Source organism: Arthrobacter sp. fls2-241-R2A-200 (assembly GCF_030209745.1).
In the GTDB taxonomy this organism is placed as follows: Bacteria; Actinomycetota; Actinomycetes; order Actinomycetales; family Micrococcaceae; genus Arthrobacter.
Window position 1 is genome coordinate 115,390 of the sequence record NZ_JARVRJ010000006.1, and the last position, 26,681, is coordinate 142,070.

Consider the following 26,681-nt stretch of genomic DNA (forward strand, 5'->3'; position numbering starts at 1 on the left):
CCGACATATACCTGAAACGGAAACTTAAATTATGAGTGACGAAACTCCTGAAGTCCCGGCGGAACCCAACGCAGACGACGTCGTCATCGAAGGCGATCTCCTGACTGACCGCATCGAACAGGTGGACCTGCAGACGGAAATGCAGCGTTCCTACTTGGACTACGCCATGGCGGTGATCGTTGGTCGCGCCCTGCCGGACGTTCGTGATGGCCTCAAGCCGGTACACCGTCGCGTCTTGTATGCCATGTTCGACGGCGGCTACCGCCCCGATCGCTCCTTCAACAAGTGCGCCCGCGTGGTCGGTGACGTCATGGGTACCTACCACCCCCACGGCGACATGGCGATCTACGATGCCTTGGTGCGCTTGATCCAAGACTGGACCATGCGTTATCCGTTGGCGCTTGGCCAAGGCAACTTCGGTTCTCCGGGAAATGACGGCGCTGCAGCACCGCGTTATACGGAAACCAAGATGGCCCAGCTCGCCATGGAAATGGTCCGGGACATCGATGAGGAGACCGTCGATTTCCAGGACAACTACGATGGCAAAAACCAGGAACCCACCATTTTGCCGGCGCGGTTCCCCAACCTGCTGGTCAATGGTTCCTCAGGCATCGCCGTCGGTATGGCCACCAACATTCCTCCGCATAACCTTCGTGAAGTGGCCGAGGGCGTGCAGTGGGCGTTGGAGAACCCCACGGCCACCCGCGAGGAACTCCTCGAAGCCCTGTTGCTGCGCATCAAGGGCCCTGATTTCCCCACGGGTGCCACGATTTTGGGTCATAAGGGCATCGAAGACGCTTACCGGACGGGCCGCGGCTCCATCACCATGCGCGCAGTGGTCAACGTCGAGGAACTGCAGGGGCGCACCTGCCTTGTAGTCACCGAGCTTCCGTACCAGGCCAACCCGGACAACCTGGCCATCAAGATCGCTGAACTGGTCAAGGACGGCAAGATCCAGGGCATCGCCGATCTACGCGATGAGACCTCGGGCCGTACCGGCCAGCGTTTGGTTATTGTGCTCAAGCGCGACGCTGTCGCCAAGGTTGTCCTCAATAACCTCTACAAGCACACGCAGTTGCAGGACAACTTCTCGGCGAACATGCTGGCAATCGTCGACGGCGTGCCACGCACCTTGAGCCTTGACGCGTTCATCAGGCACTGGGTGACGCACCAGATGGATGTCATCGCCCGTCGCACCCGGTACCGCCTTCGCAAGGCTGAAGAAGAAGCGCACATCCTGCGTGCTCTCCTCAAGGCGTTGGACATGCTGGATGAAGTCATTGCCCTCATCCGGGCGTCCAACACGACAGAAGCGGCCCGCGAAGGACTTATGGAGCTCCTTGAGATCGATGAACTCCAGGCCCGCGCCATCCTGGATATGCAGCTACGCCGTTTGGCGGCCTTGGAACGCCAGAAGATTCAGGATCGCCATTCTGAACTCGAGGCGATGATCGAAGAATTCAACGCGATCCTTGCTTCAGAGGAACGCCAGCGCCAGATCATCAGCGAAGAACTCGCCGAGATTGTTGCCAAGCACGGTGACGATCGCCGCACGCACATCCTGATGGGTTTCGACGGCGACATGTCCATGGAGGACTTGATCCCGGAAGAGGAAATGGTGGTCACCATAACCCGCGGCGGTTATGTGAAGCGGACCCGCAGCGATAACTACCGTTCACAGCAGCGCGGCGGTAAGGGCATCAAGGGCGCCCAACTGCGCGGTGACGACGTCGTGGAGCACTTCTTCGTCACTACTACGCACCACTGGCTGCTTTTCTTCACCAACCTCGGCCGCGTGTACCGGGCCAAGGCTTATGAGTTGGCGGAGGCCGGCCGCGACGCAAAGGGCCAGCACGTTGCCAACTTGTTGGCCTTCCAGCCGGATGAGCATATTGCACAGGTCCTGGACCTTCGCGACTACCAGCAAGCTCCATACCTCGTGCTCGCCACGAAGAACGGCCTGGTGAAGAAAACCCGGCTGGAGGACTACGACACCAACCGCACCGCTGGCGTTATTGCCATCAACCTGCGCGATGAGGACGAGCTGGTCTCGGCCCAGTTGGTCAGTGAGACGGACGATCTCCTGTTGGTTTCCCGTAAGGGCCAGTCGATCCGCTTCACAGCAACCGACGACGCGCTCCGCCCGATGGGCCGGGCGACCTCCGGAGTAACAGGCATGAAATTCCGGGAAGACGACGAGCTCTTGGCCGCTGACGTGGTTCAGGACGGTTCATTTGTCTTCATCGTGACCGAAGGTGGTTACGCCAAGCGGACCGCCGTCGAGGAGTACCGCTTGCAAGGCCGCGGTGGTCTGGGGATCAAGGTCGCGAAGCTTGCTGAAGAGCGTGGTGACCTTGTAGGTGCTTTGATCGTTCAGGAAGAAGACGAAGTACTGGTTGTCATGGAAGGCGGAAAGGTTGTCCGCTCCGCTGTGACAGGTGTTCCTGCCAAGGGTCGGGACACCATGGGCGTTATCTTTGCCAAGCCTGACAAGAATGACCGCATTATCGAGGTGGCACGCAACGGCGAACGCGGACTGGAAACGGATGAATCCGATGACGGTGGCGCGGATGACGTAACGTTGGCTGCAGACGAAGTTGCCTCAGAGGTGACCAGCATGGCCGAAACGGATAACGACGCAGACCCGGACAACGGAACGGGCGCGGAGCTGAACGAAGAAAACACCGGAGGTAACGAGTGAGTAATTCCGACTCATATCCCAAGCCGAGCACAGGTGTCCCCGGCGGACTCCGGCAGCCCTCGGGCAACGCCCAGCCAGGAACACCGGCACGGCCGCAACAGAGTCCGGGAACCGGCACCTCCGGTGCGGGAGTCGCAGGCGCGCGCCCGGCTGGCGCACCCACCCAGCGTCCCACCGGCGCACCCGGCCAGCGTCCTGCTGGTGCGCCTGGTCAGCGACCTGTCCAAGGTGGTCAGCGTCCCGCTGGTGCGCCTGGCCAGCGCCCCGTTCAGGTTGGCCAGCGTCCTGCTGGTGCTCCGGCCCAGCAGCGCCCCGCTCAAGGGTCCCCCGGCTTGGTAAAGCCGGCTCCCAAGGCCAAGGTCCGGCGCGCACGGCTTCTGGTCAGCAAGGTCGACCCGTGGTCCGTGCTGAAAATGGCGTTCTTGCTGTCCGTCGCACTGGGCATCGTGACCGTTGTCGCTGCAGTTGTGCTCTGGACTGTGTTGGATCTCACTGGAATCTTCAACCAGGTGGACAGCCTGTTGGGTACCCTTGCCGGATCCGAAAGCGGCGGCTTTGAACTCAAGAAGGTGGCTTCACTCGGTCAGGTGGCGTCCTTCGCAACGATTATCGCCGTCGTGAATGTTGTTCTGCTCACGGCGCTGTCGATGCTCTCGGCCGTGCTTTATAACATTTCCGCAACGTTGGTTGGCGGCATTGGCGTCACTCTGACGGACGACTAGTAAAAAAATCGCGGAAATACGCCGAAATTGGTGGAATATCCGCGCGGATTTGCCTCGATTTGAGATCGGTCCGGGATGTGCTGTACAGTCATATCTCGGCCCGATGAGGCATCGGGGCGTATAGCTCAGGCGGTTAGAGCGCTTCGCTGATAACGAAGAGGTCCCAGGTTCAAGTCCTGGTACGCCCACGGAACCTAGCAGGTTCAGGTAACACTGAACCGGAATGAGGTACTTGTGAAGAAGTTGCTCGTAGTTGTAGCAGCAGCCATCGCAGGTGTCCTGGTTTATAAAAAGAACCAGGAATCCGAAGCCCGAAAAGAAGTATGGAGCAAGTCGACCGATACGGTGGATTAGCCCCTGGCCGCAGATTCGACCGGTAATTGCCAGGGTTGAATTGGGGTATGATTGACGGGTTGCTTCTTATGGGGGCATGGCGCAATTGGTAGCGCACCTGCTTTGCAAGCAGGGGGTTCGGGGTTCGAGTCCCCGTGCCTCCACCATAAGAAAAGTCCCGGCCAGTATTGGCCGGGACTTTTTGCTTTAACATCCGAGGCTAGCCGGCAGGGACCTTTTGGAGAGCTTGATCCAAGAAGGCTTTGAGTTCTCCCTTTCCTAACACCGGGGTAACGACGCCGAGGTCCAAGGTGGGCTGTGTGGCGGCAGCGGCTGCTGTCTCGGCGCTTTGAACGTCCTTGCGGGCTTGGGTAACTGCCTGGGCATCGCCCTTCTTGGCCGCGTCCAACATCGCGATGGCCTGCTGCACACCTCGGCCGTACTGTGCTGCTGCTGCGGTCCAATTCACGGCGTCATTGGCGAAGCCCGGCTCCGCCATTCGGGGCAGCAGGTCGGGGAGCCGCTGGAGCAGCTCCGCGCGCGCCAGCAATGCCCCGGACGGTGACTGGCCGGCGTCGTACGCTGACCAGAACTGGTTTATATCCGCCGTCAGCGCGGGTGCCGACGGCGTCAGCGCATCACCTTGCCAGTCCTGGTTCAGGTCCGCGAAAGCCCTGACTCCGGCTTGGACATCGGGGGCAGGACCTGCCACCGCGGTCAATGCCGCATCCATGGACTTGGCGGGATCGTAGGCGGGCCCGTTCCACGACAGGTCCGCGTAATTGAAGATGGCGGGCAGCGATAAATAGGCCTCGATCATCGGGTTGGTAACAATACCCCTGATCGCTTGGTTGAGATCGGAGTCGCGTCCCTTTACCGGTCCCAGGAAGATGTGGTCCTGCGAATAGTCATTGACGGGGTAGTTGTCCCAGATCACGATGTTCCGCTTCGTTCCGGGGCTTCCATAGCTCTGCTGGGCTGTCTCGGCAGAACCACGGGTGATCCGGTGGGACACCACGTCCTCGCCCGTCCACTGAACCACGATGTCGGGATTGAGGGCACGGCCCAGTGCCTTCTTGTAGGGGGTGCTGCCCGAACCGTTGTAGAAAGTGGGGACCATTTGCAGAGGCTGGATGTCCGGCTTCTTGGATATGAACCGAGCATTGACGTCGTTCAGGAACGAAGCTTCCGCTTTCCCGAGGCCAGCCTCGTTGGAACCAAATTCCTTCACGTCCTCATCGCACTGGACCTTGGTGTCTATGTCGTCAAGGGGAATCACAAATGAGCGGACGCCCAAGCTGTAGAGGGATTCAAGCTTGGCTACCGCGGCATTCAGGTCCGCGACACTTGAGTAGCAGATATCCAGACCCGGGGACAGCGAATAGGTGAACCGGATGTGGTTCGCCGTTGCAGTGTCAATAAGCTCTTGCAGTTCCCTGAGTTGCTGATTCGAATACAGGGTCCGCCACTGATCCCGGAGAAGCGGATCGTTCTTCGGGGAGTAGATGAAGGTGTTCATCTTTTGTTGAGCGGCGAACTTGATGACGTCCAAACGGGCTTGATGGGACCAGGGGATTCCGTAGAAGCCTTCGATAACTCCACGGGTCTGCATCAACGGCCAGTCGCTGATGAGGGCGGCGGACACTGTTCCACCTGTGAGGAGTTGCCTGAGGGTTTGTATACCGTGAAAGATCCCATCGCCGTCGCGTCCCACCAAGACCGCGGTGGGTATCCCGGCCGATGTGCCAGTAGCGATTGCATAGCCCTCCGCGTGTCCAAGAGCTTTCTGGTTAGCGGCTGCGCTGTCCCGTCCAAGAGTCGCGAGAACTGTGGAAACTTGGGGGTCGCTGGCAGCGCCGAGGTACACGGCGGAGGAGCCCGACGTCGGATTGGCCAAGGAGGTTACGGTCTCCGCAGTCCCGCCGGCGCCCACCACAAGTGCTTGGACTGCCGAGACGGAGGCTGGGTCCGTTCCAGCCGTTGCCACTACATAGACATGCCCGTTCAGGGGAACGGGTTTCCCCGACGCCGCTGTGGCGTGCTGCGGCACAGGGTAGATGGCAGGCAAACCCGGTTCACCCGGACTCGTTGCGCTTCCAGGAGAGGAACCGGCGTTTGATTGGTTGTACCTCATCAGAACGAACCAACCCGCGAGCAGGAGGACCGCCGCCACGATACCGGCCGTGATGAGCATGAAAACCGACTGTCTGCGCTGCGGGCCCCGATCTCCCGGTGATGTGTCCACTAGATGCCCCCTGAGTGTGCGATCGGCAGCCCTGTGACCTGCGGCGACGGGATCCACCTGTAGTGATAAGACAACCACACAGACCCCGACGCAGATAGGGTGGTCGGCTTCGGGACACTAGGGTGGACCCGTGAACCTTCTTATCGCCACCCTCGGGGTCCTCGGCGTGGCTTCCTCCGGGCCGTTGATCGCAGGAACCCTCGGGGCTACCTCGGTGACGGCCTTGGCGATCGCATTCTGGCGTAATGCCATCGGCGCAGTTGTGATGGCAGCACCCGTCGCCCTACGCAGGCCGGCCGAATTCGCCAGGGTCACGCGGCGCGAATTTTGGTGGTCAGCTGTTGCGGCAGTTGCTTTGGCACTGCATTTTGCATGCTTTATCACAGCCCTGCAGCTCACCTCTGTAGCAGCTGCAACGGCCTTGGTCTGCCTGCAGTCCGGATGGATTGCCGTTTTCCAGTCGCTACGGGGCACAAGGCACCGCTGGCCCGTGCTTGTGGGTTTAGGGATAGCATTCGGGGGCGTTGTCGCGATCACGGGTTTCGACACCGGATCTTCTCCTACCGCACTTCCGGGCGACGTCCTGGCCTTGGCGGGGGGCGCACTGGCAGGGTTGTATACCTTGGCTGGCGGGAAAGCGCGCCAATCGATGGGAACAGGAACCTACACCACCCTTTGCTACGGGATGTGCGCGGCTATCGTGGCGGTGTTGGCCCTGGCGAGCCACCAGCCGCTTGCAGGGTTCGACGCCGGAGGCTGGCTCGGAATTATCGCCGTCACCGTCTGTGCGCAGCTGGTGGGCCACACGGCGTTCAACCATTTGTTGGCGACCATGAGTCCCCTCTTGGTGTCCATGATCATCTTGCTGGAAATTCCGGGAGCCGCGCTGCTGGCCGCTATCTTCTTGCATGAGACCTTGCCGGCCGGGACATATGCGGGCCTGGCCATGATTTTGGCCGGCCTGGTGGTGGTTGTCACCGGGCAGCGCCACAACCGCGCCTCAGCGGAGCGGCGTGAGGCCGAACTAGGCACTGACTGAAGTCAGGGCCCGCGCCGTCCTGCGGGAACGGCGTTCATCGTGTGGATGGCGCGCAGCACCTTGGCAGGAAAATACACCGAGAAGAAAACGACCATGGGTGCCTTCAACGCGATTTTGTTGACGTTATGGGCCTTATACGTGCGATCAAACCGCGTGACGTAGTAGCGGTAATCCTTTGGCGAATCCTCCAGCCGCCGGGCGGACATGCCCGAGACCATGTGGGGTACGTATTGGATCTTGAGGTCGTGGTCAAAGAGGTGCAATGACAGGTCTATGTCCTCGTGCATCTCGTCTTTTTCGTCCAAGCAGGTTTCGTTGCGGATGATCTCCCAAGCTGTTCGACGGATGGCCATATTGGAGCCGAACAGGAAATGGTACTGATGCTTTGCCAAGCGCAGCATGAGTTGGCGCATCTTGTCGTCAGCTTTCAACCCAAACCGCCGCATAGGCATGTCGTAATAGACCACGGGGCCCGTGATTGCTTGCACCGAACGGTCGGCGAAGGCCTTCTGGACTTGTTCGACCCAATCGGGCTCCACCACCGAGTCGGCATCGATTCGTCCCAGAATGTCACCGCTGGCGCTATCCAGCCCAAAGTTCCGTGTGGGAATCAGACCCTGTGCCTTGTCCTGCTGGAGCAGGATGATGGGGCTTTCCGGATATTCGTCCTGCATTTGGCGCACGAAGGCCGCGGTGCGGTCTGTGGAACGGTTATCCACCACAATGATCTCGTCAGCCGGGACGGATTGGTAGACGGCAGCAAGGAGACACTGGCGTATAACACTTTCCTCGTTATACGCCGGGATGACAATGGAAACCCGAGGGGCGCCAAGGGCATCCGGGGGCGCGTCCGCGAAGGGACTATCAGCTGGCATCCCCATCAATCTAACACCCGGGCCGCGCGCTTGGTCGGTCGACTTGGTTAAGTGTGGACAAACACTGAAGGGGACCCTGGCTGTGCCAGGATCCCCTTCAAAGGACTGCTTGGTGCCTCTTCCCGCCGTCGGCGGTTTGATTCACCGACTAGTTATCAATAACCAGTCGAGGCGCTTGATTAGCTGTGGGCGCCGTTGGATTCCGAGGTGGAGTCCTGGTTCTCATTGGACTCTTTGTTGAGGCTGGCCGCGATGTTCTTGACCGCAGTCTTCGCGTCCGTGGCTACCTTCGCCGAGTGCTCTCCCGAATCCTGCGGGGTGCCTTCACCTGCATCCTCCGCTGTGCCCTCCGACGTCTCATCCTCGGTGGCCACTGATGCGGGTTCAGCCTCAACATCGGTGGTTGTGGGCGCGACATCCGTTGCGGCAGACTGGCTGGCGGCAGCTTCGGCAGCTTCGGCAACCGGCGCCGGCGTCGGCTTGGGAGTAACCGGAGAAGGCGTCTTCCACGGATCCTCCACGGGCTTGGAGGCCTTCCACGCGGCGACACCCGCGGCGGCAGCTGCAGCGATGACTGTCAGGATCAACCACCCGCGCTTCTTGGGCTGCTGTTCTTTGCCCAACTTAGCCGTCCTCCGCTGAGCCTTATCCAGCTGCGCGGTTGCGGCCTTGGCAGCCTCCTCGGCCGCGGCTTGCAGTTGCTTGCTGGTGGCCTGCGCTTGCTGCTGGACGCTGTGCACAACGCCGGAGTCCACCAGTTTCTGCGCTACGGCATCCACTTGCGCGGGAGCGTTTTCCAGGACCTGGTGCACCACCACGGAGGCCTGGCCCAGCTGTTCGGACAATTTGGGCAAGTATTCAACAACTACCTTGTCCCGGGCCTGGCCGAGCACCGGAGTGGCCTTGTTCAAAGCCTCTTGGATCTTGGGTGTCGCGTCTTCGACTGCATCATGGATCTTTGGCGCAAGCTGCGCCAGCCCGTCCTGGATCCGCGGCGTAACTACCGCCACGCCGTCGGCGAGGTTGTGCGCAGCGGACTTCAGCCCCTCTTGGATCTTGGGGGAAGCGCTGTCGATACCGTGCTGGATACGCGGAACAGCCCAATTCACGGCTGCTTCCACACGGGGCGCAGCCCAGTCGCGGGCGTTGTCAACGCTGGCCGCCACGGATTGTTCGAGGTCGCGGGCAATACGGTCTGATTTCTTCACAACTACCTCCCGATACACATGCTCGTTTGTTGCTAGCCTACGTCGCTTAGTGAACACGGGCTATTCATCTGCCCGTTTCGTCCCGGATTTCACCCAGCGCGGAACCGGCTTCACTGCAACGTTGGCGTTGACCCTGCATGGAAGAATGGATTCATGACCATCGCAACTGCAAAAGCAACGATCCACACGACCCTCGGCGATATCAAGGTTGACCTCTTCGGCAACCACGCGCCCAAGACGGTCGCCAACTTCATTGGCTTGGCCACCGGCGAAAAGGCTTGGAACCACCCCGAAACCGGTGAGGACAAGACGGGTACGCCGCTTTATGACGGCACCATCTTCCACCGCATCATCAAGGACTTCATGATCCAGGGCGGCGATCCCCTGGGCCGCGGCGTCGGCGGACCGGGCTACCAGTTCGACGACGAGATCCACCCGGAACTGACCTTCAATGCTCCCTACAAGCTGGCCATGGCCAACGCGGGTGTGCAGATGGGCAAGGGAACCAACGGTTCACAGTTCTTCATCACCACGGTCAACACCGACTGGCTGTTCGGCAAGCACAGCATCTTCGGCGAGGTTACCGACGAAGACTCCCGCAAGGTAGTAGACGCCATCGAGGGTGTCCGCACGGGCATGGGCGACCGTCCTGTGGAGGACGTCGTCATCAAGAGCATCGACATCGAACAGCTCTAAGCCACGCGCTGAACCAGTCAGATGAGCTACGGAATTCCGTCGGCTGAGCCGTCCGCCGCCATCCCGGTGTGCCCACGGCACCCGGACCGGCCCTCCTACGTGAGGTGCCAGCGATGTGGGCGTCCAGCGTGCCCCGAATGCCAGCGGGCGGCCGCCGTCGGATTCCAATGCATTGACTGCGTCAACGAACAAAAACGTTCGACGCCGACATACCGTGCGCCCTATGGCGGTGCCCTGGCGGCGGGCAGGCCGCTGATGACGTATTTGATCATCGCCCTGTGCGTGGTGGTGTACATCCTCCAGTGGGTACTCCCCGGCGACCTCGTTTTCCAGGATTTCGCTTACGCGAACATCTTTGCCGGCAGTGAACCGTGGAGGATGCTTACCTCCGCGTTCCTGCATTCGCAGGGTTTCCTCCTGCACATTGTCCTCAACATGTACTCGCTATGGATATTCGGGCAAGTCCTTGAGCCGTTGCTCGGACGCCTTCGATTCCTGGCCGTGTACCTGCTGGCCGCGGTGGGTGGCTCGGTGGGCTTCCTGCTTCTGACCCCCACCGTTCCCCCTGTTGGACTGGTTGGCGCGTCCGGAGCGATCTTCGGTCTCTTTGGAGCCCTGCTGGTGGTGCAGCGCCAACGTGGTGGCCAAACGAGGCAGCTCTGGGTCCTGATCGTGCTTAACGGCGTCATTGGTTTCCTCGTGCCGGGCATTGCATGGCAAGCCCACCTTGGCGGCCTGATTACCGGTGCGATCGCTGCAGCCGCGATTACATACGCGCCCCGCGGTAAGAGCCAAGCCCTGATTCAGGCGGCCAGCCTGGTGCTGGTTCTCGGCGTCCTGGCTGCTATCACGTGGTTCCACGTATCTGCTTCCTAGCTTGCTCGTGCCCAGCCGCTTATCCACAAGCGTTATCCACACTGTGAGTAACTTACATTCGTGTAGTTAGAACGACTGCCCATGCTGTGACTGGCTGGGCCGGAAGATATCCCCCAAAAGGTATGAATTTTTCCACATCTGTGGATAACTTTGTCCCATCGTCCTTGGATTCTGTGGACAACTTCAGGGCTCACAGGGGCTTGTGGGGAAAAGTCATCCAAGCGGCCGCGGTACGGCTTTAATCAACAGGCTTATCAACAGTGTTAATAACTTACACACGTGTAGTTTCCTTGCCGCGTGGGCGCTCATGACGCCGTGATTGCCGGATATTGACCTAGAGCCGGGTGCGTTTTCCCCAGCTGTGGATAAGTTGTGGGAATGGGATTGTTGTTAAGTGGATAACCTCGGCGGCCGTGGCAAGCTCTGGGCGATAGTTTGGCGGCCAAGCACGCAAGCATTGCCTGGTCGCGGCAGCGCCACAACGCCTCCGGCCTGAACATCGAGTGAAGCTTAGTTCAATATCCACAGCCTGATGCACAGTGGGCATAATCCAACCAAGGCGCGGAGGACGTCGAATAGGCCTAACCGCACCGTTTCCGGCTTCGAATCCAAGGATGTCCACAGAAGTTATCCACGGCTGTGGATAAAGTTACACACTTCTGTGGACAGCTGCGGTGGGCTCGGTGGCGTGGGAAGGCAATGACCAAACCCCGGACGAACCGCGACGATGACTGTGTAGCAGGTGGGTATCCACGATTCCGACGGCTTCCATCAGCGCGTACATAGTTGTTGGACCGACGAAAGCGAAGCCCTTCTTGCGCAATGCCTTGGACAATGCGATGGATTCGACGGAGGTGGTGGGGATATCGGCTATCGTGCGCGGTTCTGGCGTTGAGGTCGGCTGGAACGACCAAACAAAGTCCACTAGACCGCCCTCTTCCCGCAGCGCAATGGTGGCCTTGGCATTGGTGATGGCCGCTTGGATCTTGAGGCGGTTGCGGACAATGCCGGCGTCCAACATCAGGCGCTGTACATCGGCGTCGGTAAACGCGGCGACGGATTCCGGGTGGAAGTCCAGGAACGCCTTCCGGAAAGCCTCCCGCTTGCGCAGGATGGTGACCCAGGAAAGGCCGGCTTGGAAGGCTTCCAAGCTGATGCGTTCATACAGGCCCTGTTCGTCCCGGACCGGCATTCCCCATTCGTGATCGTAGTACGCACGAAGGAGGGGGTCACTGGCCGCCCAAGCGGGGCGGGCCAGTCCGTCGTCGCCGATGACAGTGCCGTTTTCCAAGGGGCTCATACGCACTTCTCCAAGAGCGGCCGACCGCGGTTCGGTGGCCAGTAGTCGTTTCAGGGATAGTCTGCCCCATGGCTATGACAATCCGGTGACCCTCATGGTGATATTGATTCGACCATGCTCCAGCCCGCAATCCTGAGGGGCGGTCCCGGCGAAGACTTTGGGAATGCCATGAAACGCAAATCTGGAGGGGCCACCGAAGACAAACAGGTCTCCTGATCGCAGCAGGACGTCAGTGTATGGCTTGGTTCGTGTATTCGTGTTGCCGAATCGGAAGCGGCAGGTATCGCCGATGCTCAGCGACACCACCGGAGCATGAGAAGCCTCGTCCTTGTCTTGATGCATGCCCATTGCCGCGCCGTCTTGGTACCAATTGACCAGCGCAGCGTCAGGTGTGTATTCGTCGGCCAGTGCGGCCAGCGAGGGGTCGGCCCCTACTTCAGCGGTGTACGCGGCAGTGAGGGCTTTCCGTCCCAGCCGGATCATCCAATCGGGCAGGTCGAGCACGGGCTGTCCGTTGACGTCGGAGGCAGTCCGCGTGTATTTGTACGGCTGCCAGTGCCACCCCAGGCAAACGGTGCGAACAGACATTTGGTGGCCGCCGGGAAGCGTGGCCGCCCGTAGGGGAACGGGTCCTCGCGTCCATTCACCGAAACGTTCCACGATCCATCTCTGCTGCACTGGCGTGAGCCAGCCGGGGACATGCACAGCCCCCGGCCCCACCAAGCGGGGACCGGCGTCGTCGACTGCAGGCTGGACCAGCTCCAGCCCAAACAGCCCATCCTCGCTCATGCTGCCGCTTCAAGGGCCAGCAGGGTGTGCTTGGCTTCAGTACCGCCCAGGTAGCCCCCATAGCTGCCGTCGGACTTGACCACTCGGTGGCATGGCACGATGACGGGCAGCGGGTTGGTGGCACAGGCAGTTCCCACAGCCCGGACCGCGTTGGGGCTCCCCGCGGCCTGTGCCACTTGGGCGTAGCTCTCGGTATGCCCGTAAGCGATCTTGGGTAAGTGGCGAAGGACGCTGAGCCGGAAACCGCGCGACAGCCGCAGGTCCAACGTGAGGTCGAATTGCCTCCGGGTGCCACTGAAGTACTCGTCCAACTCACGCGCGGCCGCGTCCAAGCGCGCCGGGGCGTGCAGGATGCGCGGGCTGACGGAATCGGCCAATCCTTGCAGGACGTCCTGGTGGTTCTCACGTTCGAAAGCTACCCTCATGATTCCGCGATCAGTGGCGGCCAGAAGAAGGCTGCCGAGCGGAGAGTCCACCACCCGATAGGCGATGTCCAACGTGTGCATCAGTTGGGCGTCCCGGGCCAACCTGGCTTGGAGGCTGGCGAGGGCAAGTTCAATGCCCACGTCCAGCGGCTCCAACAGGGACGCAACCTGGGCGTCGTCCGGAAGGGACTCGGGGGTCTCGTCCACAGGTTCAGAGGTCACGGCATGTCAACTTTCACGGAGGAGCGGGCCATTGCCGAAGCAGGCGCCAGGAGGGCGCGGAGGGATTTCACGCCGTCCGCGCCGGCCCGGCGCGCGGCCTCGGGGGTTCCGCCCACAAGTGCCGCGATATCGCTGTACGGAAAACCGGCCAGGTAATGGAAGGCGACCACTTGGCGCTGCTTAGGCGGAAGCTTTCCGACGGCGTCGAGCAGTTCCGCCTGTCGGTCACCGGGAATCCCAAGGAGTGAAACCTGCTCTGGTGGTTGGTCCACGGGCACCGCGCGCCGGCCTCGGGCGCGCAGGTGGTCGATGCATTTGCGGTGGGCGATGGTGACTAGCCACGCTTCCAGATTCGCTTCCGGCGCCAGGGCAGGGTAGGCCTGCAAAGCGGCCAGGAAGGTTTCAGACCAAGCGTCATCGGCGTCATGCAATCCAAGGACGGCCCGGCACACTCGAAGGACGGTTGCCCCTTGTGCCTGGACCACCGCCTCAAAGGGCTCTTTAGTCTCGCCTTGATGCCCGGAGCGCATCAGAAGAGCTTGCTCTCTTTTGCTGCGGGAGGTTCTTCCAACTCCAGGAGGAAGCGCTTGTTGGAAAGGCCACCTGCGTAGCCGGTGAGTTGGCCTTTTCGGCCGACAACACGGTGGCAGGGGATGATGATGCTCAGTGGGTTGCGGCCCACCGCCGAGCCCACCGCCTGGGCGAGATGGGAATCACCGAGTTCCAGGGCCAGCTCCCCGTAACTTATGGTTTGCCCAAAGGGGATGTGTTGCAGCCGCTCCCAGACTTTCTCTTGGAAGGTGTTTCCCCTGACGGAGAAGGGCACATTGAACTCCACGCGGCCGCCGCTGAAGTACTCACCGAGCTCATCACGTGTCTGCGCGAAAACGGGGTCCTCGATGCGCGCAGGCTGTCCGAAGTAATCTGGCGCAGGCATGTGCCAGTGACCTTCATAGAAGATCCCCGTCAGGTACTCTCCGCGGGCAGTAAGCGTTAACGTCCCGAGCGGCGAATCCAAGGTTGTGTGCCTGCTGTTCATATCCTGTAGACGCCCTAGGCCGCTCAGATGTGAGGTGCGGATTCCTACGAACGCCAGCGGGTGGTCATGAGGAACCCGACGATTGCGATTCCGAAGCCGGCGACGATGTTCCATGAGGACCAGTCCGGTACAGGAAGGCGGCCCTCGGAAATGTAAAAGGTGATGATCCAGAGCAGGCCGATGATCATCAGGCCGAACATCACAGGTTTGTACCAAACCGGATTCGGCTTGTACTGCTGGGCGGTGGAAGTCTGGGCCTGACGGGCAGGCCGCTTGCGGGGCTTGGACTCGGGCACGGATCCTCCTTGGCTGTGGGATAAATACCCGTTGCGTCAAGCCTTGATATCCTGCAGGAAAGGAATTTCCAGCGGACATCGGGCATACGACGTTCCGGGTGGCTCTAGCTGTCAAGTCTAGCGCCAACCAGATACGCACCTGCGCCGACCGCGCCCGTTCTGAGGAGACCCCGTGGCGCATCAGCAGACGACGCCATCTGCTGCGCCTTACGGGGCAACAGAGCCCCATGAGCCGCGGCCGCTTTCACCGAAGCGGCGGGGTCCCGGCGACGTGTTCCGGTTGATTTGCCGGATCCTGGGTGAGCTCCTCATCACCGCGGGGATTGTCCTGCTTCTTTTTGTGGCATGGGAGCTATGGTGGACCAACGTAGAAGCCGATGCCAAACAGACCGAGGCCGTCCAAAGCTTCGCGCAGCACTTCACCGGTCCTACCGCACCGGCAGCTACCGGCACCATCGACTATGGCACCCCTGTAGTAGGTAAGGCCCCAGCCCACGGCCAGACCATCGGCATCATGTACATCCCGCGATTCGGCGCCGACTACACCCGCCCCATCATCGAAGGAACCAGTGCCGACGTGCTGGACACCTTGGGCCTGGGACACTACGGAAGCACCAGCATGCCAGGTGCCATTGGCAACTTTGCGGTGGCCGGACACCGGCAAACCCACGGCGCGGTCCTGGACAACATCCACACACTGGTTCCCGGGGACAAGATCTATGTACAAACAGCCGACGGCTACTACACGTACGTTTTCCGCAACAACCAGATCGTCCTCCCGAACCGTACCGACGTCCTGATGCCCGTTCCTACGCAAGCAGGGGCTGCAGCCAAGGAGAGCATCCTGACTATGACGAGTTGCAACCCGCGCTTCGGGTCCCAGGAACGCATTATCGCCTTCTCGGTGCTGGAAAGCTGGCAACCGGCCTCAGCCGGGCCGCCGTCGGCAATTGCAGCCCAAGTAGCCCAAGCCCGAGGAAAGGGATAACGGATGTACGCCTGGATTTTCCGGAATCTTCCGGGACCGCTTTGGGTCCGGATTCTGACGTGCTTGGCGTTGGTCGCCGTAGCCTTGGTGCTCATGGCGCAGTACCTGTTCCCTTGGTTATCCCAATTCACCACCTTGACCGACTCAACGATTGGTTCAGCGCAACAGCCATGAGCACAACAAAAATTCTCGTAGTGGATAACTATGACAGCTTCGTTTACACCCTGGTGGGGTACTTGCAGGAGCTCGGTGCGGAGACCACCGTGGTCCGCAACGACGACGTCACGCTCGCCGAAGCCATCGAACTGGCGGCCGCCCGCGACGGTGTCCTCATCTCCCCGGGCCCTGGCACTCCTGCCGAGGCGGGGGTATGCATCGAGCTCATCAAATGGTGCGGTGAAATGGGCAAACCGATGCTCGGCGTCTGCCTCGGCCACCAGGCACTAGCAGAGGCGTACGGCGGCGTGGTCACTCATGCACCGGAGCTAATGCACGGAAAGACGTCTCCGGTGCAGCATGCGGGCAACAGCGTGTTTGCAGGGCTCCCGTCGCCGATCACTGCAACCCGGTACCACTCGCTCGCGGCCGTTCGTGACTCGATCCCCGATGTCCTTGAGGTCACCGCTGAGACTACCAACGGTGTGGTCATGGGGTTGCAGCACAAGACCGCCCCTTTGTGCGGTGTTCAGTTCCACCCGGAGTCCGTACTTACCGAGGGTGGATACCAGATGCTGGGTAACTGGCTCGAGTCACTTGGCATGGCCGGGGCGGCCAAGCGGGCATCCACGCTGAGTCCCTTGATAAAGCAGTGATGCCTGTAAGGCAGTGATGCCTGTGTAAAGCATTGGTGGCTGGCGCGGTTACTTCTTTGGCCCGGTGACCTTAGTAGGCGTGGGGGTAGGCGTATCCGTGGCCGTGTCCGTTGGGGTCGGCGTAGGAGTCGGCGTCGGGACCGGAGGCGGCGCGGGAGCCTTCGCCACGGTGACAGTCACAGCCTTGCCTTGATCGACCTTGGTGTTGAATGCATCGCTTTGGGCTGTCACCTTACCGGGGTCCACCTGCGAGTTCTCTTGTTCCACGGCCACCATGGCCAGGCCATTGGATTTGAGCAACGCCTCCGCCTCCGCGACAGGCAGGCCAATCAGCTGCGGCACCACGACCTTGCCCGTGGAGACCTGGAGTTCCACCTTGCTTGAGGTCGCTATCGGCACACCCGGCGCCGGGCTGGTATTAATGACGACGCCTGCCGGGACAGTGGGGCTGTCAACCATGGTGGTGGTGACATCCCCGGTCATACCCAGCCTGCGCAGAGCGTCCCGAGCGTCCAGTTCGGTGCGGCCCACAATATCCGCGGGAATCGTGACGGCACTGGGGCCGCTGGAAATCGTGAGGACAATCTCCGCGTTCGGCTCCACCATGGTGCCCGCTGCCGGCGTCGTTCCCACTGCCTTGTCTTTGGGTACGGTATCGCTGGAAGCCCGCACTGATTTGGGTACCAGTTTGGCGGTGTAAAGGTCCTGGATGGCTTGGGACTCGGTCAAGTTGGCCACTGTGGGCACCGCAACTTTCTGAGACTTTTGCGGTGTGCTCATGATGCTAAAGAGCCAGAAACCCACGCCACCGAGGACGATCAGCGTGAAAATCACCAGGGTGGCCATCCAAGCCCGACGCCGGGACTTCTGGTCGGCGGGCAGTTCCCTTTCAGGAGGCAGGCCTAAGGGAAGTGGTTCTTCCAGATGCTCGTGGAGCGGCTCGGCGTAGGCGTCTTCTTTGAACTGGCCAACGTCCAGGAAACCTACGGCAGTGGTGCTGAGAAGGTGCGTTGCCGGGTCTTCGGGTTCCACGAGATCGTTCGGATCGGTGGGAGCCTCAGAGGCCGGAAGTGCTGGGACCGCAATGCCGTTGCTTGCAGCCCTGAGGGCCCGGCGGAAAGCGGCAGCATCCTGGAAGCGGTCGGATCGGCTCTTCTGCAACGCTTTGACCAAAACCGAGTCCAGGGCCTCGGAAACGTCCGTGTTGTAGGAGCTGGCCAACTCCGGCGTCTCCCGAACGTGCTGATAAGCAACAGAGACCGGGCTGTCCCCGATGAAGGGCGGCCGGCTGGTCAAGAGTTCGTACAAGAGGCAACCCGCGGAGTACAGGTCACTGCGTGCGTCCACCGTTTCACCGCGGGCTTGCTCGGGCGAAAGATACTGGGCGGTGCCAACAACCGCCTGAGTTTGCGTCATTGTCGCCGCCGAATCGGCCATGGCCCGGGCAATGCCGAAGTCCATGACTTTGACCTCACCGCTATCGGCGCACACCATCACGTTGGCGGGTTTGATATCCCGGTGGACGATGCCTGCCCTGTGGCTGTATTCCAACGCCGAAAGAACACCCAGGGTGTATTCCACCGAGTCCGCAACGCTCAACTCGCGAGCCTTGATCATGTCCCGCAAGGTCCGCCCGGAAACGTACTCCATGACGATATACGGGACGCGCACATCCTCCCCCGGACCTCCAGGAACCGAATATTCGCCGGTATCGAAGATGGCCACGATGGACGGGTGGTTCAATGCCGCCACAGCCTGGGCTTCGCGCTTGAACCGGGCTTGGAATTGGGGATCGCGGGCCAAGTCAGCCCGGAGGACCTTGACGGCGATAGTCCGTCCCAGGAGCGTGTCCGTGCCACGGTAAACGTCGGCCATCCCGCCACGACCGATCAGCTCGCCGAGCTCGTATCGGCCATTGAGGATGCGCTGGGAACTCACAGGGCTGCTCCCCTCTCTATGCGCTGGACCGGGACGTGGCATGGACATGGACGTTACTTACTTGCTCGGGGTGGGAGAGCTCGAGGCCTTGGCGCCGCTGTTCGGAGCGCTCGAGGGAGCGGCTGCTTTGGACAGGTGGTAAGTCACCACAGAACCTGTTTGAACCTTGGTTCCTGCAGGTGGGTCGGAGCTGACAAAGGTACCCGCCGCTTGGCCGGGGTTTCCGTTGACCGGATCACCTGCCACCCAACGCAAGTTCGCGCCGTCGATAAGGCCTTGAACCTGTGCCTCGGACAAGCCGACACCGATGCTCGGCACGGCAACCATCTCGGGACCCTTTGAGTACTGCACCGTGATCATCTGTCCGGGGTCCACCAATCCCGTGGGGTCAAGGTTCGTCACCGTTCCTACGGGCGCCGGGTTGAAGACCTCCACGCCTGTGACTCCCAAGCCCATGCCCCGCAGCGCCGCACTCACGGCCGGGAACTGCTGGCCCTCGAATTGCTCGGGGATGACGTTGATCTTCTGCGGGGTGGACTGTGAAGGTGTCGGTGAGGGCGCCTCCGATGTCTCACTTGGGGTAGCGGACGGGCTCGGGGCGGTTGAGCTTTGGCTGGGCGTTGATGCAGGGAGGGACGCGCTAGGCGCGCTGCTGGGTGAGAAGAAGCCCGACTGGGAAATCAGGAAACCAACCAAGGCAAACAGGACCAGGAGGATCAAAGCCACCAAAGGCCAGGTCCAAGGACTCCGCTTCCGCCGCTCCGGCTCCGGCTCGTCAAAGTTCTCCTCGGTGTAGAGGACTTCCTCATCGTTCAGCTGGCGTTCAGCCTCAAGGGCGTTGGCGCGGCCGAGCGGGTTATCGGCCGCAGCCGCTCCAAGTGCCGCACCGGCTGCGCCGGCGCCCAGTACTGGAAGCGCGGAGGTCGCCGTCGTCGAGTGTTCACGTCCGAAAGGGGAACTCACGACGCCGGTGGGGGCCGTGGCGGTGTCGATCGGGGCTGTGAGGTCCCCGGCGCCTTCGTACAGCAGCATTCCCGGAACTGCGGCATGGGCCGTTGCAATGTCGCCGTTCCGAATGGCTTCGGCGGCTTCGGCCAACTTGATGGCATTGGCCGGACGGTTCTTGGGGTCCTTGGCAAGCATCGACATCAACAGAGCCCTGACCGGCAGGGGCAACGTCTCCGGGAGCGGCGGCGGGGCATCGTTCACCTGGGCCAGCGCGATGGCGATTTGCGATTCACCCGAGAACGGCCGATGTCCCGAGAGGCATTCGTACCCGATGACGCCAAGTGAATAGATGTCCGAGGACCCCGTGGCGGTTTGGCCGGTGGCCTGCTCGGGAGCGAGATACTGTGCAGTGCCCATGACCTGGCCGGTCTGGGTCAAGGGAACCTGGTCCGCCAGGCGAGCAATACCGAAGTCCGTGACTTTGACGCGGTTGTCCGGAGTGATCAGGAGGTTGCCCGGCTTGATGTCCCGGTGGACGAGACCCTGTGCATGGGCCACGGCCAAAGCGCGGGCGGTCTGCCCAATGATCGAGAGCGTCATATCCGGAGAAAGGACTTGCTCGCGTTCGAGGATGGCGCTCAGCGGGTGGCCAGGCACGAGTTCCATGACCAAGTAGGCGGATCCTGCCTCTTCGCCATAGTCGAAGACGTTAGCGATGCCCACGTGGTTGAGCAGGGCGGTGTGGCGCGCCTCGGCCCGGAAGCGCTGCAGGAACCCGGGGTCTCCGGTGTATTCCTCCTTGAGTACCTTAATGGCCACGATCCGGCCAAGGATTTGGTCCTTGGCTTTCCAGACCTCCCCCATGCCGCCAATCGCAATACGACTGGTCAGCTGGAATCTGCCGCCGAGTGTGATTCCTGAAGTAGGCCTCACTTGTTCAACACCGCCTCAAAAATCTTCTTTGCGTTCGGACTGGTTAGCTTGGCGCCGGTGAGCACATCCACACCCTCCATGACGATGGTGACGGCCACTTGCGGGTCGTTTGCCGGGGCAAATCCGGTAAACCATGAGTTGTTCAAGCCGGAGGTACCCAACTCCGCCGTGCCGGTTTTGCCGGCCACTTTGATTCCTTGCACAGCCGCACCTTTGGCGATGCCGTTGTCCACATCGCCGGTCATCCATTCGGTGATCTGGCTCGCGATGGCCTGGGTGGTACTGGTCCGGAGGGACTCGGGCTTGAACTCGCTGATAACGCGGAGATCGGGTGCCCGGACGGTTTTGACCAGATTGGGCTTCATCTGGACCCCTCCGTTGGCGATTGCCGCCGTCATGAGGTTGATCTGCAGCGGGGTCGCCTTGACGTCACGCTGGCCCACGGCCGACTGCGCGAGTTGGGCCTGGTCCAAGCCCTTGGGGAACACGCTGACGGCCTGCTGTAGTTTCAGCTGGTCCCCGAATGTTTCTCCGAAGCCGTACTTGGTGGCCTGCTCCCGGATGGCGTCTTGGCCCAAATCAAGGGCAACGCTGGCAAACGGGGTGTTGCACGACTGTTCCAAGGCGAAGGCAAACGTTGCGGTCTCGCGCGTGTCGCAATTACCGCCGGCGTAGTTGGGCAGGCTGGCCGTCGATCCTGGCAGAGGCAGGCTGCTGGGGTTGGGAAGCACACTGTCCTTGTTGTACTTGCCCGAATTAAGTGCCGCCGTTGCATCCACGAGCTTGAACACCGAACCGGGGGACAAGAGGTTGCCGGTGGGACCGCTGACATTTTGGTTCAGGTTGATTCCGGGAACCTGGTTCAGCTTGCTGTAGTTGGCTTGGGCCGCGGCAGCGTCGTGCGTCGCGATCAGGTTCGGGTCATAGGAGGGCTTGGACACCATGGCCAGGATGGCACCCGTCCGGGGGTTGGTAACCACGATGGAGCCGCGCTGCCCGTCCGGGATGAGGTCATAGGCCAGCTGCTGGATCGCCGGATCCAGGGTCAGTTCCACGGAAGCGCCCTTGGGTTCATTGCCGAGGAACATCTGGCTGACACGATCCAGGAAAAGCTGATCCGAATTGCCGGCCAAGGTGTCTCCCATGGACTGCTCCAGGCCGGTTGACCCGAAACCCTTGGAGAAGTATCCGGTGACGCCGGCATACAGCTCAGGCTGGTTGTACTTGCGCTGGAAAGCGCAGGTCTCGGTCCCGGCTACGGATTCCGCAATGGGCTTTCCGCCAACGATGATCGCACCGCGATTGTTGCAAAACGATGCCAGGATGGCGCGTTGATTCCACGGATTGGCGTTGAGATCGTCTGCGCCGATCACCTGGACGTAGCTGATGGCACCGAAAATCAACGCGAACATTGCGACGGCGGCTATCCAGGAACTGCGAATCGCCTGGTTCATTGGTGCCTCACCGCCTCTGTTGGTGTGTTGGGTGTTTGTCCCGTGACCGGTTTACGCACAGTCGGGCTGCTGCTGGTCGCCGGTGGTTTGTTCACCATGGGGGTGGTGTCCACGGGACCGCGGGCAGTATGGGAAATCATGAGCAGCAAGCCGACGATGATCCAGTTGGCAAGCAGTGACGACCCGCCGGCCGCGAGGAACGGAGTGGTCAGGCCCGTCAAGGGAATCAGCCTGGTGACGCCGCCGATGACGACGAAGCACTGCAGGGCGATGGCGAAGGAGAGCCCACAGGCCAAGAGCTTCCCGAACGCATCCCGCGTTCCCAAGGCGGCGCGGAAGCCGCGGGTGAAGAGCAAGAGATAGAGCATGACGACGGCGAACAGCCCTATGAGGCCCAGTTCCTCGCCGATCAGGGCCACGATCATGTCGCTGTTGGCAAAAGGAACCAGGTCCGGCCTGCCTTGGCCGAGGCCGGTGCCGACCAGTCCGCCGTCGGCCATTCCGAAGAGGCCCTGCACGATCTGTCCGCTACCGCCCGGCGAACGGCCAAAGACCTCGGGAGTGAAGGCATTGATCCAGCTGTCGATTCGGTACGCCACGTGCGAGAAGATTTTCGCCGCGAGGAAGCCTCCGCCAACCAGCAAGGCCACACCGATCACAACCCAGGAGATACGGCTGGTGGCTACGTAGATCATGACGATGAAAAGCCCGAAAAAGAGGACCGAGGAGCCGAGGTCGCGCTGAAACACCAGAACACCGATGCTCACCAGCCACGCGGTGATCATGGGACCAAGATCCTTGAACCGAGGAAACTGCATGGGCCCGATCTTCCTGCCGGCAAGCAGGATGAGATCCCGGTTTGAAGAAAGATACCCGGCAAAGAATATAGCGAGAGTTATCTTGGCGACCTCACCGGGCTGGAAGGTCATCGGGCCAAGGCGGATCCACACGCTGGCACCCAGGACGTCTCCGGCAGAGATGCCGGGAACGAGGGGAAGAATCAGCAACAGGGCGCTGGCAGCCAAGGAAATATAGGTGAAACGCCTAAGTACGCGGTGGTCCTTGAGGAACCAGATGACGGCGACAGATACGGCCATGGCGAGCAGCGTCCACCGAAGCTGGTTATTGCCGGTGTCCTCTCCGGGAGCGTCCATGCGGTGAATAAGCGCGAGGCCAAGCCCGTTCAAGGCGATCACAATAGGAAGTATTACTGGATCGGCATATTTTGCCCGCAGGCGAAGCACCAAGTGGAAAGCGAACGCCGCCGCCGCCAGCAGGCTCGACTGGAACCAGAAGTCGCCGTTCAGGCCGTTGGTGGAGTTGATGCTGACCAAAGCGCTCGCTCCAATGCCAACCGATAGCGCAAGCACCAAAAGGGCCAGCTCCACGTTTCGCCGGGGCTTGGGAGCCGTCTCATCGTGGATCATTTTGACGCCTCACAGTGTGTCGGGACCGGCGAAGGTGTAGGGCTGGCCACGGCAGCGGTACTGGGTATGGCGGGGGCGGTTGAACGGGACGGCGTAGGCGAGGGGGTGGGCTTGGCGGAGATGCTGGGGCAATCCGCCGACGCGCTGCCTGTGTTCTTAAGGTTTTCCACGATGCGCTGAGCGTCGCGAAGGTCACCGGCCGGGACGGTTTGCTGGACGCTCTGCTGCCCGTATTCCGGCAAGGAATCCACTTTAACATCCGTCACTGACTCCAGCCGCGAGAGCTGAAGGGGACCCAAGCGTTGGGAAATGCCATTGAAAATGGCAACCCGCTGGTCGTATTCGCCCACGTAGTAACGGGTCTGCGTCCACGCGTAGCCAAGCCAAAGACCAACCACGACGCCGAGAACAACAACCGCCGCGACAGCTGGCATCAGCCAGCGAATCCGGCGGCGGGGCGGTTCTTCGACTTCCTCGCGGTCCTGTTCGGCTTTATGGGTGAGGACCATGGCGGCGCGACGCGCCACTGTGCGGCCAGCCACCGTGGGAATGGACCCGGTCTCGGCTGCGGTTGCAGCGGCACCTACAAGCTCGTGCGGGCGGCTTGCCAATTCCTCCCGGAGGACCTCGGCCGACAGATGTTCACCGAGGTGCGGATCTGTGGTGACAGGTGGTTCGGCGGATTCTTCCGGAGACTCGGAGTCCGAGTCCGTGTCCGAGTCCATGTCCGTGTCGGCATCCGCGTCTTCGTCCTGGGAAGAGTCGGACTTGGCCGTTTCGGCACTTGGTGACTGCTCAGCCTTCGCAGTCGTGGCGGGTCCGACGTCGGGTTTGGGCTCTGGTTTCAGGTCAGGTTTAGGTTCGATGACCGCGGCGACTGCCGGGGCCGGAACGACGTCGACGGCGGCCGTGTTGGCGTCGTCGTCGGTCTCCTCAACGATCTCCAGCATGACGACGGTGACGTTGTCCGGGGCGCCCGCCTCAAGGGTGAGGTTGACCAGGAGCTCAGCACATTCACGCAAGTCAGGCGTTTCCCGAACGGTTCGCTCAACAACATGGCCGGCCACGTAGTTGAGGCCGTCCGAGCAGAGCAACCAACGTTCTCCCGGCTCGACGTCCAGGACGTCCAGGTCCAATTCCGGGCTGGCGTCCACGTCGCCGAGGACGCGCATCAAAACGTTCTTGTGCGGGTGTGTCTCGGCTTCTTCCGGGCGGAGCCTGCCTTCGTCAATGAGGCGCTGCACAAACGTGTGATCCACGCTGACTTGCTCGAATGTCTTGTTGCGCAAGCGGTAGGCGCGGGAATCCCCAATATGGGCAAAGTGGAGCTTGCGGTCTTCAAGGAGCAGTGCCGTGACCGTGGTCCCCATCCCGGAAAGTTTCGGATTCTGGTGGACGAGCTCGGACAGGAGGGAATTGGCTGTCTGGATCTCGTCGGCGAGGACTGTGTCCGCGCCCTCGGGATAATCGTCATGATCGAGGTGGATCATGTCCAGAACGGTGGACGCGGAGGCTACGTCGCCACCGGCGTGACCGCCCATGCCGTCGGCGACCACGGCGAGGTGGCGTCCCACGTAGGCGGAGTCGTCATTCTTCGAGCGGATGCGTCCGACGTCGGAACGCGCCGCGTAGCGCATGATCAGCGGGCGCTCCGCGGGTGTGTCCTTGGCTCGGCTAGTCTCGGGCGAGGCCATGGATCACGGCCTCAATTCAATGACCGTCTTGCCGATTCTCACGGGGACACCGAGCTCAACGGGCAGGGCCCGGGTGAGCTGTTGATCGGCCAGATAGGTGCCGTTGGTAGAACCGAGGTCTTCGATGAACCAGCGGCTTCCTTGCGGGAAGAGTCGTGCATGGCGGCCTGATGCGTAGTCGTCCTCAAGGACGAGCGTCGCTTCCTGGGCGCGGCCCAACAGGATAGGACTCGCGGCCAGGGGCAGCGTGGTTCCCTTGAGCGGCCCTTCGGTTACTACCAGGTTGCGGGCATGTTGGATGGCCGGCTGCGCAGGAGCCGCAAGCTCGGGGTGCTTGCGCACCTCGCGGGCCGTGGGTGCGCCTGTAGCTGCCTTGCGTCCGATCTGGAAATCGCGCCGCATGGTGGAGACGATGCTGAAGATCAACACCCAGAGCAATAGGAGGAATCCGAAGCGGAGGGCAGTAATGGTCAGTTCGCTGATGCCGTTCACGCGTGGCCCCCCGGCGTTTGGGGAAGTAGGCGGAAGATGATCCTGGTCCGTCCCATGGTGATGGTGGATCCGTCGGTGAGCTCCACGCTGCCGTTTACCTTATGTCCGTTGACGTAGCTTCCGTTAGTGGAGCCAAGGTCAACAGCCCAGGTGCCGCCATTCTCGGCCCTGACTTCGAGGTGCTTCCGGGACACTCCCGTGTCGTCCACCAAAATGTCAGCCTCGGACGAGCGGCCAAGGACCACAGAGGGGGCGTTCAGGGAATAGCGTTGTCCGTTGATATCCAGGACGGGCTGCAGGCGCACTGGCTGCCGGGCGGGGGCTGCCGGAACGTGGGCGGCGTGTGGCTGTGCAGGGGCGGCCGCATCCGACGTCGACTTCTCAGTCTTGGACGTAATCTCAAAATGTCCGGCCCGTTCCTGCTCATTACGCCGGAAGGAGATTCGGACAGGTCCCTGAAGAATGTAGCCCTGGCTGCGCACGTGTTCGATGACGACGTCGCACAGTTCCTCGGCAAGGGGCGTTCCCCATTCCTGGGCCCTGGTGAAGTCCTCGTCGCTGAGGAGTACATCAAAAACGTTGGGGGCAAGCGTGCGCCCTGCAGAAATAGTGAGGGCTTGGTTGTCCAATTCCCTACGTAAACGACTGGCAATCTCCACCGGCTCGACACGTGCCCGCGACCCCGTGGAGAAGACATTACGGACGGCCTTTTCAATACCGCGCTCGACTTTGTCCAGCAAACCCATGGTCGTTCTCCTTTCCTTGCCGCGGCACCCACCGTGCCTGGTCCGATAGTCCGTACGTGGCCCGTCGACGCACACAGCAAAGTACGCGCCAAACGGCCCTTCCACTCCCCGATACTACTGGGACTGACTGTGATTGGCCTTAATCCACAACGCCCTCGCGCCCGGAAAAGTTCGATTTCCAGGCCAGCCCAGCCCGTGCCGATCGCGGCAGACCGCGGCCGCATGGTGATGGGGAGGCGCGACGATTGGTGTTTTGCCGGAGGTGTCCGTTATGCTTGATCTCGCTGCTTTTGAAGGAATCGAAGCCGGGAAACCGCTGAAAGCCTACAAAAGAAGTTGCGCGCGAGTGGCGGAACGGCAGACGCGCTGGCTTCAGGTGCCAGTATCCGAAAGGGTGTGGGGGTTCAAATCCCCCCTCGCGCACGCAATGTGATGAGTCGAGACATCCTTCACGGATGAGTCGAGTCATCGGTTACACCCCGG

The 26,681-nt window shown here is 61.3% G+C and carries 24 protein-coding genes and 3 tRNA genes; 11 read left to right on the plus strand and 16 right to left on the minus strand.

Translation table 11 applies throughout. The features are described 5' to 3' along the window. Positions 1-31 precede the first annotated feature (31 nt). The 5 genes from gyrA (at position 32) to QRN42_RS07490 (ending at position 3,923) form a co-directional block, all read left to right on the plus strand. Positions 32-2,701, plus strand: a complete 2,670-nt coding sequence (gene gyrA / locus QRN42_RS07470) for a DNA gyrase subunit A (RefSeq protein WP_284978625.1) — start codon at positions 32-34, stop codon at positions 2,699-2,701. Continuing rightward, a complete protein-coding gene (locus QRN42_RS07475) occupies positions 2,698-3,423 on the plus strand; it encodes a DUF3566 domain-containing protein (RefSeq protein WP_284978626.1) in 726 nt (241 codons plus the stop codon). The genes gyrA and QRN42_RS07475 overlap by 4 nt, the downstream gene beginning before the upstream one ends. A gap of 114 nt (positions 3,424-3,537) precedes the next feature. Further along, a tRNA-Ile gene (locus QRN42_RS07480) sits at positions 3,538-3,611 on the plus strand. A 46-nt stretch (positions 3,612-3,657) separates the two neighbouring features. After that, on the plus strand, positions 3,658-3,777 hold the full coding sequence (locus QRN42_RS07485; RefSeq protein WP_284976929.1) for a DLW-39 family protein: 120 nt from the start codon (positions 3,658-3,660) through the stop codon (positions 3,775-3,777). Between the two features lie 70 nt (positions 3,778-3,847). After that, positions 3,848-3,923, plus strand: a tRNA-Ala gene (locus tag QRN42_RS07490). A 53-nt stretch (positions 3,924-3,976) separates the two neighbouring features. Here the strand turns inward: QRN42_RS07490 and QRN42_RS07495 are convergent. Next, complete coding sequence (locus tag QRN42_RS07495) at positions 3,977-5,950, minus strand: glycoside hydrolase family 84 protein (protein ID WP_284978627.1); 1,974 nt, start codon at positions 5,948-5,950, stop codon at positions 3,977-3,979. Between the two features lie 181 nt (positions 5,951-6,131). On the opposite strand from QRN42_RS07495, the gene QRN42_RS07500 reads away from it, so the two are divergent. Continuing rightward, complete coding sequence (locus QRN42_RS07500) at positions 6,132-7,040, plus strand: DMT family transporter (RefSeq protein ID WP_284978628.1); 909 nt, start codon at positions 6,132-6,134, stop codon at positions 7,038-7,040. Between the two features lie 2 nt (positions 7,041-7,042). Here the strand turns inward: QRN42_RS07500 and QRN42_RS07505 are convergent, their stop codons facing one another. Both QRN42_RS07505 and QRN42_RS07510 read right to left on the minus strand, forming a co-directional pair. Beyond that, complete coding sequence (locus tag QRN42_RS07505; protein WP_284978629.1) at positions 7,043-7,915, minus strand: glycosyltransferase family 2 protein; 873 nt, start codon at positions 7,913-7,915, stop codon at positions 7,043-7,045. Positions 7,916-8,094: 179 nt separating this feature from the next. Continuing rightward, positions 8,095-9,123 carry a hypothetical protein gene (locus tag QRN42_RS07510; RefSeq protein WP_284978630.1) on the minus strand — a complete coding sequence of 343 codons (1,029 nt, stop codon included), beginning with the start codon at positions 9,121-9,123 and terminating at the stop codon, positions 8,095-8,097. Between the two features lie 153 nt (positions 9,124-9,276). On the opposite strand from QRN42_RS07510, the gene QRN42_RS07515 reads away from it, so the two are divergent. Beyond that, a complete protein-coding gene (locus tag QRN42_RS07515) occupies positions 9,277-9,819 on the plus strand; it encodes a peptidylprolyl isomerase (RefSeq protein WP_284976924.1) in 543 nt (180 codons plus the stop codon). 21 nt (positions 9,820-9,840) lie between these two features. Continuing rightward, on the plus strand, positions 9,841-10,695 hold the full coding sequence (locus tag QRN42_RS07520; protein WP_284978631.1) for a rhomboid family intramembrane serine protease: 855 nt from the start codon (positions 9,841-9,843) through the stop codon (positions 10,693-10,695). Between the two features lie 649 nt (positions 10,696-11,344). Here QRN42_RS07520 and QRN42_RS07525 read toward each other — a convergent pair. The 6 genes from QRN42_RS07525 to QRN42_RS07550 all read right to left on the minus strand — a co-directional run bounded on the left by QRN42_RS07525 (position 11,345) and on the right by QRN42_RS07550 (position 14,766). Further along, the gene (locus tag QRN42_RS07525) at positions 11,345-11,995 is read right to left on the minus strand and encodes a DNA-3-methyladenine glycosylase I (RefSeq protein ID WP_284978632.1); all 651 of its coding nucleotides are present in this window, start codon (positions 11,993-11,995) and stop codon (positions 11,345-11,347) included. 72 nt (positions 11,996-12,067) lie between these two features. Beyond that, positions 12,068-12,784 carry an alpha-ketoglutarate-dependent dioxygenase AlkB family protein gene (locus tag QRN42_RS07530; protein ID WP_284978633.1) on the minus strand — a complete coding sequence of 239 codons (717 nt, stop codon included), beginning with the start codon at positions 12,782-12,784 and terminating at the stop codon, positions 12,068-12,070. Continuing rightward, positions 12,781-13,431, minus strand: a complete 651-nt coding sequence (locus QRN42_RS07535) for a methylated-DNA--[protein]-cysteine S-methyltransferase (protein ID WP_284978634.1) — start codon at positions 13,429-13,431, stop codon at positions 12,781-12,783. Before QRN42_RS07535 ends, QRN42_RS07530 begins: the two co-directional genes overlap by 4 nt. Continuing rightward, positions 13,428-13,961 (minus strand): RNA polymerase sigma factor, encoded by a 534-nt coding sequence (locus tag QRN42_RS07540; protein WP_284976919.1) that lies wholly within the window; start codon positions 13,959-13,961, stop codon positions 13,428-13,430. The genes QRN42_RS07535 and QRN42_RS07540 overlap by 4 nt, the downstream gene beginning before the upstream one ends. Beyond that, on the minus strand, positions 13,961-14,584 hold the full coding sequence (locus tag QRN42_RS07545; protein ID WP_502869480.1) for a methylated-DNA--[protein]-cysteine S-methyltransferase: 624 nt from the start codon (positions 14,582-14,584) through the stop codon (positions 13,961-13,963). Before QRN42_RS07545 ends, QRN42_RS07540 begins: the two co-directional genes overlap by 1 nt. After that, entirely contained in the window at positions 14,515-14,766 is a 252-nt protein-coding gene (locus tag QRN42_RS07550; RefSeq protein ID WP_284976917.1) for a cell division protein CrgA, read from the minus strand. Before QRN42_RS07550 ends, QRN42_RS07545 begins: the two co-directional genes overlap by 70 nt. A gap of 172 nt (positions 14,767-14,938) precedes the next feature. On the opposite strand from QRN42_RS07550, the gene QRN42_RS07555 reads away from it, so the two are divergent. Beyond that, positions 14,939-15,754: a class E sortase gene (locus tag QRN42_RS07555; protein ID WP_284976916.1), complete on the plus strand. Its 816-nt coding sequence runs from the start codon at positions 14,939-14,941 to the stop codon at positions 15,752-15,754. 170 nt (positions 15,755-15,924) lie between these two features. After that, positions 15,925-16,566 carry an aminodeoxychorismate/anthranilate synthase component II gene (locus QRN42_RS07560; RefSeq protein WP_284978636.1) on the plus strand — a complete coding sequence of 214 codons (642 nt, stop codon included), beginning with the start codon at positions 15,925-15,927 and terminating at the stop codon, positions 16,564-16,566. Between the two features lie 48 nt (positions 16,567-16,614). Here the strand turns inward: QRN42_RS07560 and pknB are convergent, their stop codons facing one another. From pknB to QRN42_RS07595, 7 genes are read right to left on the minus strand one after another with little or no spacing between them, the layout of a single operon-like run. Next, positions 16,615-18,552, minus strand: a complete 1,938-nt coding sequence (gene pknB, locus QRN42_RS07565; RefSeq protein WP_284978637.1) for a Stk1 family PASTA domain-containing Ser/Thr kinase — start codon at positions 18,550-18,552, stop codon at positions 16,615-16,617. A 9-nt stretch (positions 18,553-18,561) separates the two neighbouring features. Next, a complete protein-coding gene (locus QRN42_RS07570; protein ID WP_284978638.1) occupies positions 18,562-20,385 on the minus strand; it encodes a protein kinase domain-containing protein in 1,824 nt (607 codons plus the stop codon). Beyond that, the gene (locus QRN42_RS07575; RefSeq protein ID WP_284978639.1) at positions 20,382-21,839 is read right to left on the minus strand and encodes a penicillin-binding transpeptidase domain-containing protein; all 1,458 of its coding nucleotides are present in this window, start codon (positions 21,837-21,839) and stop codon (positions 20,382-20,384) included. Before QRN42_RS07575 ends, QRN42_RS07570 begins: the two co-directional genes overlap by 4 nt. Beyond that, entirely contained in the window at positions 21,836-23,266 is a 1,431-nt protein-coding gene (locus QRN42_RS07580) for an FtsW/RodA/SpoVE family cell cycle protein (RefSeq protein ID WP_284978640.1), read from the minus strand. The genes QRN42_RS07575 and QRN42_RS07580 overlap by 4 nt, the downstream gene beginning before the upstream one ends. After that, complete coding sequence (locus QRN42_RS07585; protein ID WP_284978641.1) at positions 23,263-24,960, minus strand: PP2C family protein-serine/threonine phosphatase; 1,698 nt, start codon at positions 24,958-24,960, stop codon at positions 23,263-23,265. Before QRN42_RS07585 ends, QRN42_RS07580 begins: the two co-directional genes overlap by 4 nt. A 3-nt stretch (positions 24,961-24,963) precedes the next feature. After that, positions 24,964-25,443: an FHA domain-containing protein FhaB/FipA gene (locus tag QRN42_RS07590; RefSeq protein WP_284977016.1), complete on the minus strand. Its 480-nt coding sequence runs from the start codon at positions 25,441-25,443 to the stop codon at positions 24,964-24,966. A 5-nt stretch (positions 25,444-25,448) separates the two neighbouring features. Next, on the minus strand, positions 25,449-26,198 hold the full coding sequence (locus QRN42_RS07595) for an FHA domain-containing protein (RefSeq protein ID WP_284976909.1): 750 nt from the start codon (positions 26,196-26,198) through the stop codon (positions 25,449-25,451). 340 nt (positions 26,199-26,538) lie between these two features. On the opposite strand from QRN42_RS07595, the gene QRN42_RS07600 reads away from it, so the two are divergent. Beyond that, positions 26,539-26,621, plus strand: a tRNA-Leu gene (locus QRN42_RS07600). Positions 26,622-26,681 lie beyond the last annotated feature (60 nt).